Source organism: Bradyrhizobium sp. in8p8, from assembly GCF_000426845.1.
Classification (GTDB): Bacteria; Pseudomonadota; Alphaproteobacteria; order Rhizobiales; family Xanthobacteraceae; genus Bradyrhizobium; species Bradyrhizobium japonicum_C.
Genome location: NZ_AUGD01000036.1, coordinates 1 through 13636 on the forward strand (window position 1 = coordinate 1; position 13636 = coordinate 13636).

Sequence of the window (13636 nt, forward strand, 5' to 3'; positions counted from 1 at the left end):
GACAGGGGCAGCCAATACGTATCGATAAAATACACCGAACGCCTGGCTGAAGCCGGCGTCGAGCCTTCTGTCGGCAGTGTCGGAGATTCCTACGACAACGCTCTCGCCGAAACCATCAACGGTCTCTACAAGGCCGAGGTGATCCATCGGCGCGGACCATGGCGCAGCTTCGAGGCCGTCGAGTTCGCCACCCTCGAATGGGTCGATTGGTTCAACAACCGACGGCTCCTGGAGCCCATCGGAAACATCCCGCCGGCCGAAGCCGAGCAACGCTACTACGCCATGCTGGAACAATCGGCCATGGCGGCATAACTTAAACCAAATGGCCTCCGGCAAACCGGGGGCGGTTCACATTGTGACAGCGGTCCAGCCTCGAGCCCAATACGCTTCATTGCAAAGCCGAGCGTCTCAAAAAACTCAACCAAGGCGTCGGGTTCGCTTGCGACCTTCGCTTCCTTCAAGACCTTGCCCTGGGCGTCCACAACGCACACGCTCGACAGTTCCAATGACACGTCGATTCCGGCATAATTTTCCACGGCTGTCCTCCGTCTCCAGATGCTTGGGGCCGACTCAAGTCCTGACCCCGTTTCATCATCTATCGGGGGACAGCCACCATCATGACCCCTTGCTCGGAGCCGGGCCCATTACGGCATCTAGTTGGAGTCGACCTGAATCGGGGATTCCCGGTTTAGGGCCGGCATATCGTCTATCCGGCTGCAATCCAGGGGAGCTCAACCATCATTCATGTGAGCTTCAATCTCTGCCTGGCGCGCGCGCTTTAGTACCGCCTGGCGAAGCGCCCAAACGGCAGGAGCTTTGCCTTGTCCCTGAGTTGACGTGCTTCTTTCAAGCAGGCGTTCTTTGCGGGAGTCGGACATCTCTGCTCCGTTCCTGGATAGGCCGAGCGCGATCATCGTCCTACCGCCGAGAGTAGCCAACGGCAGAGCAGCGATGTGTGGCAACCTCCAAGCCTTGCGCTAGTTCCACCCTGCGATGCCCATGGTCGAATCGGAACGGCCGATCACTGTGTGGGTTGTTGAAAGAGGTCCTCCAATGCCCCAACATACTGTCTTAGTTGTAGATGATGATGCAAATTGTCCTCGACGTAATGGCGGACATGTTGGAAGACTTGGGCTGCGAAGTCATTTGTGCGCATAGTGGCGCTGAAGCTCTGGATGTGCTTCGCAGAACTCAGCGAATTTCGATCACCGACATCAACATGCCGGAAATGGACGGACACGAGCTTGCAGAAGGGGCCACGCGGCTGCGTCCGGCTCTCAAGGTCTTGCAGCTATCGGGACGTGAGAAACGGCGTGATGGCTTTCCTTTGCTGCGAAAACCTTTTTCGCAAGATGACCTTGCTCAGGTAATGCAAAAGACCACAGGTGTTTGCTAGCCCAAAAGGCGCGATAAACAATGAGCAAGTTGATCGATCGGAGACGGCTTTTGGAGGGAGAGGTGATCCTTGAAGGCCTCCGGAACACCCTCCGCGCCGTACCCGCTAGCGAATGCAAAAGGCACTCCATGCTCGCTTAGTACCTGAGCAATGGCTTCAGAACTGTCGTTGCCGAGTTTCACATCTAGAATGGCAGCACGATGCCGGCTGCGCAAGCGAGCTCCAGGCCGGTCGCCAGATTGCTGGCTTCGCCGGCCACGGTGACCGAGTTCGCTCAACATATCCGCGATCATCATCCGGATAAGGGATTCGTCTTCTACAAGCGGTACCGATGCCATCCGGATCCCCCGAAGGATCATCCGGTCGGATTACCGCAACCTATTAGCGCTAAGCTTTTGGCCTAACGTTGGCCGGATGTCTATGAGCCCTTCCATTTCACGCTGGCTGCGAAGGCCTTCAGACCTTCGGACCGTAATTCGGTCAGGGTGTGCTTGCCCGCTTCGGCGGCGTCAAGAAGTTGTTGAGCTACCCGCTTGCGTAGTTCGTGGTCGCCGCGTTAGGCAGCTGCCGGCAAACTTTCTCAAGAATAACTTCGATGTTCGACTTTACTCGGTCGGACAGCGTCATCTTACTTCGTTCCGCTTGGGGAACTATTCACGATGATATCTGTTCTGGAGTGAAGGCCGGGCTATGCCCCATTATGCGTTGCAGCAAGGAGTTTGCATGGTCGGGAAGCGGCGACGCATCAAACATAGCAAGTCCTTCAAAGAGCGCCTCCTTGAAGAAGCTGCAAAATTTCGGGACGCCGCAGAGCAACTGCCCCCCGGCTTCGAGCGAGAGCTATTGATGAAGCGTGTCCGCCAGGCCGAGGCCGCTACGCAGTTCGAGGACTGGCTGCGGTCTCCCGGGGCCCCGGCGTCTAAAGTATCAGGCGCACTCAAGAAACTCTCGCGTAAGGCCACCAAGGCAGACGCTGCCCCTGCCCCGACGCTTACACATCGATAGACCGGTTTTCCGTAACGGGATATCCGGTCCACAACCTCACAATACGCTCCACCATGGCACCAAGTGCGAAACCAATCACGACATCGCTTGCCCAATGCGTAAGGATTACGACTCTCGATAATGAAAGGCCTACGGCTAAGGCTCTTATCGTTCTACGCGGCAGCGGTGGCACCGTGCCCGCAGCCGAAGCAAGGGCACCATGTGCAATGCATGACCCGAAGGGAAGGCGTCTTCACGCTGACCGGAAAGGGATACCCGTTCAAATGACCGAGCACGGTCCTTCGGTCAGGACGCGTCTGGTTGATCAAGGCTTTGAACCCAAGTGGGATCAGGGCGGTTGCCGCGGCTACGAGGAGCGCATGATTGCCAGCCCGCTGAAGCCGCTCCGACCTGCCCCGGGTTGCTGCCCACCCCGCGAAAGCAACGGCCAAAAGGATGTGTTCGTCAGCGCCTCAGGTCAGACCGCGGGCGACGCGCTCGATGGAAGAATTGGTATTGCGGGCCACCGCGTTCGCAATGAGGATATCCGGTTTCGTTGGCTTTATGGTTCTCCAAGTCATTGAATTCGTACCTTGCAAAAAAGATCGGACTCCGGATGATGACCAGAGTTCCACGAGATCTCAGCAAGCCGAACCAAACATTCTGACCGCGAAAGTTCCACGCGCATTGGAGTTGCGTGTCGTTAAAAGGTAAGAGAAACCGGTGAGGGCCGGAAGTCGGGGCGAGCAAGAGCATGGAAGCAGGCGACGGCGCGGCCGCTGGAGAGGATACGGGGCCGCAATTTCTATCTGGGGGCGGCGCGATGGGTCGCCTTATGCGGCGACACGATTGGGCGAGCACGCCCTTCGGCCCGGTAGTCAAGTGGCCGCAGAGCCTGCGGGCGGCCGTCAGTATCTGTCTTGGGACAAATTTCCCGATTGCGATCTACTGGGGCAACGAACTGGCACTGCTCTACAACGATGCCTGGAGCCCCATCCCTGGCGAAAAGCATCCCTGGGCCCTTGGACGGCCGGGGCGCGAAGTTTGGCCAGAAATTTGGGACGATATCGGTCCGCTTTATGAAAAGGTCCAGTCAACCGGCGAAGGCGTCTGGCAGGAAGACCAGCTGCTGCCGATGCGCCGCCATGGCTACACGGAGGAATGCTACTTCAATTTCACCTTCAGCCCGATCAGGGGCGAACACGGCCGCGTTGAAGACATTTTCAATGCAGTGGTCGAGACAACCTTCAGGGTCGTCGGCGAACGGCGCGAGCGGACCTTGCGCGAGCTCGCCGAGCGCGTCTCAATGGCCCGGTCAGAACAGGAAGTGTTCGACGTCGCCGTCGCGATGTTCGCCGCGAAAGCGGCGGACGTGCCATTCGCGTTGCTTTACAGGCTGGACGAAGCAAGCAATTGCGCTCGGCTGGTCGGCTGCTCGCAGCTTGTTGAGAACGGAATTGCGAGCCCCGCGACCATCGAGTTGGGCGACGATCAGGCCGCATGGCCGACCCGGGAGGCTCAACAAGGGCGTACCATAGCTGTTGAAGGCTTGACCGCGAGGTTTGGCGAGCCCCTCCCCGGCGGCCCGTGGCCGGAGCCGTCCGATTGCGCCCTGGTTGCGCCGATCGCGGCGCCGCTGCAGGACCGCGCGATCTCCGGTTTCCTTGTTGCAGGTGTAAGCCCGAGACGCGCGCTGGACGATGAATACCGAGCCTTTATTGAGCGGGCGGCCGCCCACATCGCCACGGCGCTGATCAACGTCCGTGCTTTTGAGCAGGAGCGCCGCCGGGCCGAAGCACTTGCGGAAATAGACCGCGCCAAGACGGCTTTCTTCTCCAACGTCAGCCACGAGTTCAGGACCCCCCTCACGTTGATGCTTGGGCCTCTTGAAGAGGCAATGGCAAGCGACATCCCTGACGCTGTTCGGGCTCAGCTGGATCTAGCGTATCGCAACAGCGGCAGGCTGTTGCGGCTGGTCAACGGTCTGCTCGACTTCTCGCGGATCGAAGCAGGCCGCGCGACGGCCAAATATAAGCCAACGGATCTTGCCGCGTACAGTGCCGACGTTGCTTCCAGTTTCCGCTCGGCGATGGAAAAGGCGGGGCTTGAGCTGCGCCTGCGCTGCGCGCCCCTCCCCTCCCCGGTCTACGTGGACCGTGATATGTGGGAGAAGGTACTGCTGAACCTGCTCTCCAATGCATTCAAGTTCACCTTCCAAGGGCATGTCGAGGTGTACGTCGGCAGCCGAACGGGCCAGGCCGTCGTCGAAGTCTCTGATACAGGCATCGGTGTAGCCGCCGGCGAATTACCGAAGCTCTTCGAGCGCTTTCACAGGGTCGAAGGTCCGCAAGGGCGAAGTTTCGAAGGAAGCGGCATCGGTCTCGCGCTGGTGCAGGACCTCGTGAAACTCCACGGCGGGACCATCAGCGCCGAAAGTGAGCTTGGCAAGGGAACTAGATTCCGTATTTCCTTGCCTTTCGGCAGCGCCCATCTTCCTGCAGAACAGCTGCAGGATGCCGTCGAGCCCTCGGCTTTATCGAGCCGAAGCCGAGAGTTCGTCGATGAAGCGGAGCGCTTGTTACCAGGGAAGCAGATGCAGCTGGGCGTGAGCGAGATCCTTCCCGAAGCGATGCCGGCAGGTACCGCGCGAGGCTTGGGAAAGGGCAAAAGCGTCGTGCTTGCCGACGACAACGCCGACATGCGCGATTATCTCCAAAGGCTGCTCGAGGACGAGGGCTATCACGTTAGGGCGGTGGCCGACGGCGAAGCGGCTTTGACCGTCATCAATCAGGCACGGCCCGACCTTGTTCTCAGTGACGTGATGATGCCGAAGCTTGACGGGTTCGGCCTGCTCTCCCGATTGAGGGCCGCGCCTGCCTTGGCCGATGTGCCTGTGATTCTACTTTCGGCGCGCGCCGGCGCCGAAGCTCAGGTGGAAGGCCTTGAAGCAGGGGCGGACGACTACCTAGCCAAACCTTTTGCCGCCCGCGAGCTCCTCGCCCGCGTCAATGCCAACATCCGGATGGCCGAGGTGCGCCGTGAACTTACGGCGGTAGTTCGTGAAAGCGAGGTGCGCTTCCGTAATATGGCCGACCATGCGCCCGTGATGATGTGGGTCGCCGACGCGACCGGAGCTGTCATTTATCTCAACAAGCTCTGGCATGACTTCACCGGTCGCGCCCCAGAGGCTTCTCTCGGCACGGGTTGGCTGGACGCCGTTCACGAGGACGATCGCCAGGCAGCTCAGGCAGTCGTGATGGGCACACAGCCAGGTCACGGCGCAACACGCGTGGAGTACCGGCTGCGCAAGGCCGACGGAGGATATCGCTGGGTGGTCAACGCGGCCGTGCCACGTCATTCTGAAGACGGCCGTCTCCTCGGTTCCATCGGCTCTGTCCTCGACATCGATGAGCGCAAGGAGGCCGAGCTTGCGCTGAAGGCACAAACCGAGGTGCTCGCCAGACTGAACCAGTCAGCAGCGGCGGTGGCCGGAGACCTAGATCTTGAGCGCGTGGTCCAAACGGTGACGGATGCCGGCGTCGCGCTTTGCGGGGCCGAATTTGGCGCCTTCTTCTACAATGTCCTCGACGAGTCCGGCGAAAGTTATCTCCTGTACACCCTGTCTGGGGTGCCGCGATCCGCTTTCGAGAAGTTTCCGATGCCGCGGAATACCGCCGTGTTCGGCCCCACCTTCGAGGGTTTGGGCATCGTACGATCCGACGACATCACCAAGGACCCGCGCTACGGCAAGTCGGCGCCATATCACGGCATGCCAAAAGGGCATTTACCGGTATGCAGCTATCTGGCGGTGCCGGTTCGGTCGCGATCGGGTGAGGTGATCGGCGGACTCTTTTTCGGACACTCCAAACCTGGCGTTTTTACACCTCTCGCTGAGGAAGGTTTGGTCGGACTCGCCGCCCAAGCGGCCGTCGCCATGGACAATGCCCGCCTTTTTCAGGACCGGCTGAAGGCCGAGCAGCAGCTGCAGAATTTGAACGCGGAGCTGGAATTGCGGGTCGCCAAGGAGGTGGCCGACCGCATGAGTGCCGAAGAAGCGCTGCGGCAGGCGCAGAAGATGGAAGCGGTCGGTCAGCTGACCGGCGGAGTGGCCCACGACTTCAATAACCTGCTGACCATCATCGTCGGCGGCCTTGACACCATCCGGCGCGCCAAGCCCGAGGACCATGCAAGGATCAAACGAGCGGCGGATATGGCTTTGCAAGGTGCCCAGCGTGCATCCAGCCTCACTTCGCGGCTGCTCGCGTTTTCGCGCCGGCAGCCTCTCACGCCGAAGCCGCTCGATCTCAATGGCCTGGTGCGTGATATGACGGAGCTGCTTCACCGCACTTTGGGAGAGCAGATCGAGCTGGAAGGCGTGCTTTCGCCGCGGCTGTGGACGGTCGAGGCGGATGCAAACCAGTTGGAGAGCGCCATCATCAACCTGGCGGTCAACGCGCGCGATGCGATGCCGGGTGGCGGCAAGCTCACGATCGAAACTGCCAACATGTTCTTGGACCAACGTTACGTGGAGACGACAGCCGAGGTTGTGCCCGGCCAGTACGTGCTCATCAGCGTCAGTGATACGGGCAGCGGTATTCCAAAGGATGTCGTTAGTCGGGTGTTCGAGCCGTTCTATACCACCAAGGAGGTCGGGCGCGGCACAGGCCTCGGTCTCAGCATGGTGTACGGATTCGTGAAACAATCAGGCGGTCACGTCACCATCTACAGCGAGGTGGGCGAAGGCACGACCGTGAAGATGTACTTCCCGCGGTATCATGGACAAGACATATCCGTCGAAACCTCAGAGCCGCCTGCTCCGGGGGGAAGTGCCGGCGAAACCGTCCTGGTGGTGGAGGACAACGAGGACGTCCGCTCCCACAGCGTGATGATCCTCAGCGAAATGGGCTATCGGGTTTTGCAGGCGGAAGCAGCGGATGCGGCCATCGCAATACTCGAGACCGATCAGCGTGTCGATCTGCTATTCACGGACGTGGTCTTGCCAGGTCGCAGTGGCAAGGTGCTCGCCGATGAAGCGATAAAGTTACGGCCGGAACTAAAAGTGCTGTTTACGACAGGGTACTCGCGGAACGCCATCGTCCATCATGGGCGGGTCGACGCCGGCGTCGAGTTACTGTCCAAGCCGTTCACATACGAACAGCTCGCTGCACGGGTACGCGACATTCTCGATCGAAACTGACCAACAGCGCAGCTCGCTTGTTGTGATCAAAACAGTACCCTGTCAGGAGCGGGCTTCCGGCCATCTGCACCGCATCAGCCAGATGCGCCTTAAGGTCCCGGTAACCCTTCACGGCAAGGAAACGTCTGATCTCGGGGATATCAGAGCTGCGGTCCCCAGAAATCGCCTTCATCTCAGCTGCAAGATCTGCGGCGATCTGCCGGTCCCAGTGCCCCGGGTCATTTCTTAACACCTGGTAGGCGTCTATCTGCGCTCCGAGGTGGACCGTCATGACCTCCCCCCTTTCGCACGAGAGTAGGCGAAAAGGCGTTAGCGTCCTCAACGTCAAGCAGTCTCCGTAATCTTCCGTGTTCCTGCCCTGCCCTGGCCTGCCCTGCTGAATTCCGATAACTTCAAAAGCCATTCGTTAATTAAGCCAATGAAAGGGCTCGCGGCGTTCACTGCTTTTCAAAGATCAGATGACACCTATCATCTCCATAACATGTGGGGAAGAACATGCCGCGTCGCGTCCAGCGTCAGATTGAATGACATCCGATGGTGGCGGTCTGGTCCATTCCTTTATTGATGGCGGCTTCTGTGCTTGGCTTGATCGGCTGGAAGGCCGAGGCGGGTCGCGAGGCGGCGATCGGGCGAGCCGAGCAGGACATCAAAAACCTGGTCCACTCTTTGGCGCAGCATGCGGTGCACACCATCCGCGCGCCGATGTGGTGATGGCGGGCGTGGCCGAAATGCTGGCCTATTGCAAACCGGACAGGGCAGAGCGCCTCAACGGTTACTTGGCAAGCACGGTTCGCTCCCTGCCCCAATTGCGCGAGATCAAGGTACTCGATGCGCGCGGCGATGCAGTCTACTCCAGCGCCTTGCCGATCAGCGGCCACAACAATGCCGATCGCGAATACTTCCGTTACAATGAAAGCCATGCCGGCCCGGAACTCATGATCAGCGGGCCTTTCTCTTCGCGCACGACCTGCATGCCCACCATTGTGCTCTCCAGGCGCATCACCAATGCCGCAAATGGAGAGTTTGTGGGCGTCGTGATGGCATCCATCCTTACCGACTATTTCGGAAACTTCTACCGGGCCTTCGGCATCGCTGAACATGGCGGCGTAATCTTGATCACCGGCGAAGGCAGGGCACCGGTGCATCTTCCGTCGGGACCAGCGGCAAAGACCTTTCGCAGACTGACCTCTTCAAGGTGAAGCTGCATCAGGGGCGATCCGGCTTTTATGCCATTACGTCGCCCTTCGACGGTCTTAGCAAGTATTTCGGGTATGAGCAGGCGGAGGAGTACGGGTTGGTGGTGGCAGTCGCCCGCACGTATGACGAGATCGTCTCCTCCTGGCGGGCCGATCTCAAGATCGATGCGGCGGTAGCCGTCGGCCTGTTGCTCGCCATTCTGGCAATCTCGGTCGTTCTTGCCCGCTAATTCATCTATCGTGCGAGGCTTGAGCAGTCGCTAAGCGAGGGGGAGCGTAGGCATCGCCTGCTTGCTGACAAGATCGCGGATGTTGTGGTGGTCCTCGATAGCCGTGGCATTTGCCAATACGTCTCGCAATCGGTGTCCGCAGCCCTTGGCATGAGCGAAGAGCAGGTTCTCGGCCGTCCATATATTGATTTTGTCCACCCCGACGACCGGAAGATTTTGGCGCGGATCGGACATGGATGGCGGGACGATGATACCTCGGCTTCTGTCAGTTTCAGATGATGCATGCTGACGGTTCGACGGCGTGGTTCGAGGCGAATTTTTTCGGTCGATGGATGGGGCGCAACGCCGAAACTGTTGCGGTTTTGCGCGACATCACCCAGCGCAAAGCACTGGAAGTACAATTGTCATCAGCGAACAGGCGCCTATCCCAGCTGGCTACTACGGATGGCCTGACTCAGCTTGCGAACCGCCGCGGCTTTGACGCCCACCTCCGGGAAACCTTTTAGCGGCAAGCCTCGATGGCAGTCCTGCTGATCGATATCGACAACTTCAAGGGTTTCAACGATGCGCTTGGCCACCTGGCTGGCGACGAATGTCTTCGACGTATCGCAGTCGCAATTGCGACCGCAGCAAGTCACCTGAGCGGCCACGCTGCGCGATATGGCGGAGAGGAGTTTGCGATCATCATGCCGGGCGCGACCGAGAGCAAGGCTATCGCACGGGGAGAAGCCCTTCGGGGAATGGTCTGCGCGCTTGCGATACCGCACCCCGCGGGTGGCGGAAGCGTGACCGTCAGCGTCGGGGTTGCCGAGAAATCGAATAACGCCTGTGACGAGGCGGCTCTTGTCCGGGAGGCTGACATCGCGCTGTACCAAGCCAAGAGGTTAGGCCGAGACCGAACGGTCGCGGCCTCATCGCTCGAGATGCGGATTCCGATCGATGTCGCCCAGGATTCCGAGATGATCTCGCCCACCATTCCGATTTGAAGTCGCCCACCCGTTCCGAGATGATGTCGCCCACCATTCCGGGATGATGTCGCCCGGGTATCGAGACCTCTTCTGGCTCCCATAGGGTCAACCTTTCGGTTTTGCGAAGGGGGACCCTGGATGCCGACGGAGAGGCTTGCGATGCGCCGTGTGCGCGATGTGATCAGGATGAAGGCGGCTGGGCTGCCGAGCCGCGAGATTGCTCGGCGGATGGGCGCGGCGCCCTCGACAGTGCGGCTGACCATCCGGCGGTTCGAGGCCGCAGGCCTGAGCTGGCCGTTGCCCGACGGACTCACGGACGCGGCCCTGGAGGCCCGCCTGTTCGCCAAGACCGGCAATGGTAACCGGCAGGGTCATCGCCGCATCGCCGAGCCCGATTGGGCGGCGGTGCACCGAGAGCTCAAGCGCAAGCACGTGACGCTGTCGATCCTGTGGGAGGAGTACATCGGCGCCGAGCCCGGCGGATATCGGTACTCGCGCTTCTGCGAGCTTTACCGCGCCTGGGAGGGACGCCTGTCGGTGACGATGCGCCAGGCGCACGCGGCCGGCGACAAGCTGTTCGTCGACTACGCGGGCGACGGCGTCCCGGTGGTGGTCGACCGCCTCACCGGCGAGCGGAGGACGGCGCAGATCTTCGTCGCCGTGCTCGGCGCCTCGAGCTTCACCTATGCGCAGGCGACGTGGACGCAGGGGCTTGCCGACTGGATCAGCGCCCACGTCGGCACCTTGGCGGCGATCGACGGCGTGCCGGCGCTCTTGGTGCCTGACAACACCAAGGTCGCGGTCATCAAGGCGAGCCTCTACGACCCGCAGATCAATCGCACCTATGCCGAGATGGCGGCGCATTACGGCACGGCCATCTTGCCGGCGCGACCACGCAAGCCGCGCGACAAGGCCAAGGTCGAGCAGGCTGTCCTCATCGTCGAGCGCTGGCTGCTCGGCCGCCTGCGCCACCGCGTCTTCTACAGCCTCGCCGAGGTCAACGCAGCGATCGGCGAGTTGCTCACCAGGCTCAACGAGGAGCGGCCGATCCGGCGGCTCGGCGTGACGCGCCGCCGGTTACTCGAGGAGATCGACCGGCCGGCGCTCAAGCCGTTGCCGGCGAGCCCCTACGTGCTCGCCGAGTGGCGGATCCGCCGCGTCAGCCTCGACTACCACGTCGAGGTGGAGAAGCATTATTACAGCGTTCCGCATCGCTTCGCGCGTGCCGAGGTCGAGGTGCGGTTCACCGCCCGCACCGTCGAGATCTTCCACAAGGGCGAGCGGATTGCCGCGCATCAGCGCATGAGTGGCAATCACAAGCACTCCACCGTGCCGGAGCACATGGCCTCCAGCCATCGGCGCTACGCCGGCTGGACTATCGGGCGTATCCGTCAGGACGCCGCCGCGATAGGGCCGGCAACCAGCGCATTGTGCGACCTCATTCTCGACGAGCGCTCGCACCCCGAACAAGGCTTCCGCGCCTGCCTCGGCATCCTCAGGCTCGCCGCCTCCTATGGGCGCGAACGGCTGGATGCGGCGGCTGCGCGGGCGATCGACATCGGTGCGCGCACCTATGGCTCGGTCAAGTCGATCCTCGCCAACAATCTCGATCGGCGTCCCGCTCACCAGCGCTCCGCGGACGATGCGCCGATCCTGCATGCCAACATCCGCGGACCGCGCTACTACAATTAGGAGACCGTCCCTTGCTCACCCATCCGACCCTCGACCGCCTCAACGCCCTCGGCCTCCACGGCATGGCCAAGGCCTTCGCCGACATCGAAGCCGCCGGTGAGGCTGGCAGCCTCGGTCACGCCGAATGGCTTGCTCTGTTGCTCGAACGTGAAGCCTCGCTGCGGCACGACAAACGGCTCGCCACTCGCCTGCGCTACGCCAAGCTGCGCCAGCAGGCATGCGTCGAGGACATCGACTATCGCACCCCGCGCGGTCTCGACCGCCCGCTGTTCGCCAAGCTTGTCGAGGGCCGTTGGATCGACGACCACGTCAATCTCCTGATCTGCGGCCCGGCAGGCGTCGGCAAGAGTTGGCTCGCCTCGGCGCTCGGCCACAAGGCCTGTCGCGACAATCGCTCCGTGCTCTATCAGCGCGTCCCGCGCCTGTTCGACGATCTGGCGCTCGCCCGCGGCGACGGTCGTCACCCACGCCTGTTGCGTGGCCTTGGCCGTGTCGATCTGCTGATCCTCGATGATTGGGGCCTCGAGCCGCTCGATGCCGGCGCCCGTCACGATCTCCTGGAAATCCTCGAAGATCGCTACGGTCATCGCTCCACCATCGTCACCAGCCAGCTCCCCGTGGACCAGTGGCATCTGCTCATTGGAGATCCCACCTATGCCGACGCCGTGCTCGATCGCCTCGTCCACAATGCCCATCGGCTCGACCTCACCGGTGAGAGCCTGCGCCGAACCCGGCAATCCGCCCGAAAGACCTGAGCGCTGTGGACATGCCGCTGCGCTTGGACAACGCAATCGCGTTGCCCACATGCCCACAGCAACCGCAAAAGAAGAAAAATGGGTTGAAGTCGCGATTCCAGATGACCGCGCGGCTTGACCGGTGCCAGAGAACCAGCCGGCCAGAACGCCTCGCCGCTGGGCGAGATCAAATCGGAAAGGTGGGCGACATCGTCTCGGAATCCACGGGCGACTTCATATCGGTACGCCTGGGGACTTCGTCGGAATCAGCACTTCGAGACGGATGCATCCCCTTGCGACAGGATGATAAGTATCGTGCCGGATGATAATCCAGACACGGGGTTAAAGCTTGCGGGGGCCCGCTGAATACCCGGCAGCGGGGGGGCAGCTAGTGAGGAGAAACCAGCGCCGCCACGCTAAAGGCGAACAGGGAGGCCGCCGCCAGTGACCAGAGGGTGATGACAATCTGTTTTGGCATCATCCGATAACCATAGGAAGGACTGGCGGTTCCAACTTTCCTATGCCTGGGCTTGATCTAGATCAAAGGACTGAGCGAGGCGTGCGGCAGGCTTCGCAAATGACCAGGCACAAGCTCACAGCAGCGGAAGGATCCCCCTCAAGATTCTGGCCAAGACGAGGCGCGGCGGTGCTCCAGGCTTACATAGACGACCTGCGCGAAATTAATCAGCGCCTGAGGGGGCTTCTCCACTGGCTCCAGATCATCTTTTTCCCCAAGCCCGAGCAGATCCTACGGTTGCAGCGTGCGCTGTTCCCCACCGCCGCGCATGGGCGGCGCTTTTGAATATTTCGCGTGGCCAACCATCGTCTTTCTGCTAGCCGGAATCTGGTATTTGCTGCTCACCCGCTGACCCATCGGCCAGGTGAAGCGCCAATGACCTGCCCCTGAGTTTTCATCCAGAGGCAATTAGAGTCTCGGGGGTTTGTACGCCGATTGGCGCAGGTGGAGCAACGGGCGATCGGCGGAGCTGGTCGGGGTTGCGCAGCCGATCGCCCGTTGCGGTGAATGTGGCAGCATAGGCCGCCGGGGTGAGGTATTTCAGCGATGAGTGCGGGCGGTCGCCGTTGTAGTCGGCAACCCACGCCGCGATCTTTGCCCTGGCGTCGTCGAGGTCGAAGAACAGGGTCTCGTTGAGTAGTTCATCACGCATACGCCCGTTGAAGCTCTCGACGAAGGCATTCTGGATCGGCTTGCCCGGCGCGATGAAGTGCCAGTCGATG

The 13636-nt window shown here is 61.1% G+C and carries 14 protein-coding genes and 1 pseudogene; 11 read left to right on the forward strand and 4 right to left on the reverse strand.

Annotation, left to right across the window (positions count from 1 at the left end; all coding sequences use genetic code 11):
* Positions 1-312: integrase core domain-containing protein (locus K408_RS0136160; protein ID WP_155251391.1), on the forward strand; the 312-nt coding region annotated here is incomplete at its 5' end.
* Between the two features lie 41 nt (positions 313-353).
* On the opposite strand, the pseudogene K408_RS41725 reads toward K408_RS0136160, so the two are convergent.
* Positions 354-536, reverse strand: a pseudogene (locus K408_RS41725) (IS110 family transposase); the annotation flags it as partial.
* A gap of 548 nt (positions 537-1084) precedes the next feature.
* Between K408_RS41725 and K408_RS39920 the strand changes: the two are divergent.
* Positions 1085-1396: a response regulator gene (locus tag K408_RS39920; RefSeq protein ID WP_245265992.1), complete on the forward strand. Its 312-nt coding sequence runs from the start codon at positions 1085-1087 to the stop codon at positions 1394-1396.
* 991 nt (positions 1397-2387) lie between these two features.
* Here K408_RS39920 and K408_RS44225 read toward each other — a convergent pair.
* On the reverse strand, positions 2388-2573 hold the full coding sequence (locus tag K408_RS44225) for a phosphatase PAP2 family protein (protein WP_349509785.1): 186 nt from the start codon (positions 2571-2573) through the stop codon (positions 2388-2390).
* Positions 2574-2664: 91 nt separating this feature from the next.
* Between K408_RS44225 and K408_RS44230 the strand changes: the two genes are divergently transcribed.
* Together K408_RS44230 and K408_RS40650 are read left to right on the forward strand one after the other, a co-directional pair.
* Positions 2665-2964 carry a hypothetical protein gene (locus K408_RS44230; RefSeq protein ID WP_349509786.1) on the forward strand — a complete coding sequence of 100 codons (300 nt, stop codon included), beginning with the start codon at positions 2665-2667 and terminating at the stop codon, positions 2962-2964.
* 170 nt (positions 2965-3134) lie between these two features.
* Entirely contained in the window at positions 3135-7577 is a 4443-nt protein-coding gene (locus K408_RS40650; RefSeq protein WP_049820491.1) for an ATP-binding protein, read from the forward strand.
* On the opposite strand, the gene K408_RS42535 is transcribed toward K408_RS40650, so the two are convergent.
* Positions 7525-7848 carry a hypothetical protein gene (locus tag K408_RS42535; RefSeq protein ID WP_155248810.1) on the reverse strand — a complete coding sequence of 108 codons (324 nt, stop codon included), beginning with the start codon at positions 7846-7848 and terminating at the stop codon, positions 7525-7527. The two genes, K408_RS40650 and K408_RS42535, sit on opposite strands and share 53 nt — an antisense overlap.
* Before the next feature lie 263 nt (positions 7849-8111).
* Here K408_RS42535 and K408_RS43075 point away from each other — a divergent pair, with 263 nt between their 5' ends.
* The 7 genes from K408_RS43075 (at position 8112) to istB (ending at position 12418) form a co-directional block, all read left to right on the forward strand.
* Positions 8112-8288, forward strand: coding sequence for a hypothetical protein (locus tag K408_RS43075; protein WP_196232452.1), 177 nt, complete (start codon positions 8112-8114; stop codon positions 8286-8288).
* Complete coding sequence (locus K408_RS0136185) at positions 8288-8776, forward strand: PDC sensor domain-containing protein (protein ID WP_024343437.1); 489 nt, start codon at positions 8288-8290, stop codon at positions 8774-8776. The genes K408_RS43075 and K408_RS0136185 overlap by 1 nt, the downstream gene beginning before the upstream one ends.
* Positions 8773-9003, forward strand: coding sequence for a PDC sensor domain-containing protein (locus K408_RS0136190; RefSeq protein ID WP_024343436.1), 231 nt, complete (start codon positions 8773-8775; stop codon positions 9001-9003). The genes K408_RS0136185 and K408_RS0136190 overlap by 4 nt, the downstream gene beginning before the upstream one ends.
* A 3-nt stretch (positions 9004-9006) precedes the next feature.
* The gene (locus K408_RS44520) at positions 9007-9282 is read left to right on the forward strand and encodes a PAS domain-containing protein (RefSeq protein WP_080655027.1); all 276 of its coding nucleotides are present in this window, start codon (positions 9007-9009) and stop codon (positions 9280-9282) included.
* Positions 9283-9521: 239 nt separating this feature from the next.
* Positions 9522-9989, forward strand: coding sequence for a GGDEF domain-containing protein (locus K408_RS39945; RefSeq protein ID WP_049820489.1), 468 nt, complete (start codon positions 9522-9524; stop codon positions 9987-9989).
* A gap of 141 nt (positions 9990-10130) precedes the next feature.
* Entirely contained in the window at positions 10131-11663 is a 1533-nt protein-coding gene (istA, locus tag K408_RS0136205) for an IS21 family transposase (protein WP_080655029.1), read from the forward strand.
* 11 nt (positions 11664-11674) lie between these two features.
* On the forward strand, positions 11675-12418 hold the full coding sequence (gene istB, locus K408_RS0136210; RefSeq protein WP_012041725.1) for an IS21-like element helper ATPase IstB: 744 nt from the start codon (positions 11675-11677) through the stop codon (positions 12416-12418).
* 890 nt (positions 12419-13308) lie between these two features.
* Here the strand turns inward: istB and K408_RS39950 are convergent.
* On the reverse strand, positions 13309-13636 hold a 328-nt coding region (locus tag K408_RS39950; protein WP_035698893.1), incomplete at its 5' end, for an integrase core domain-containing protein.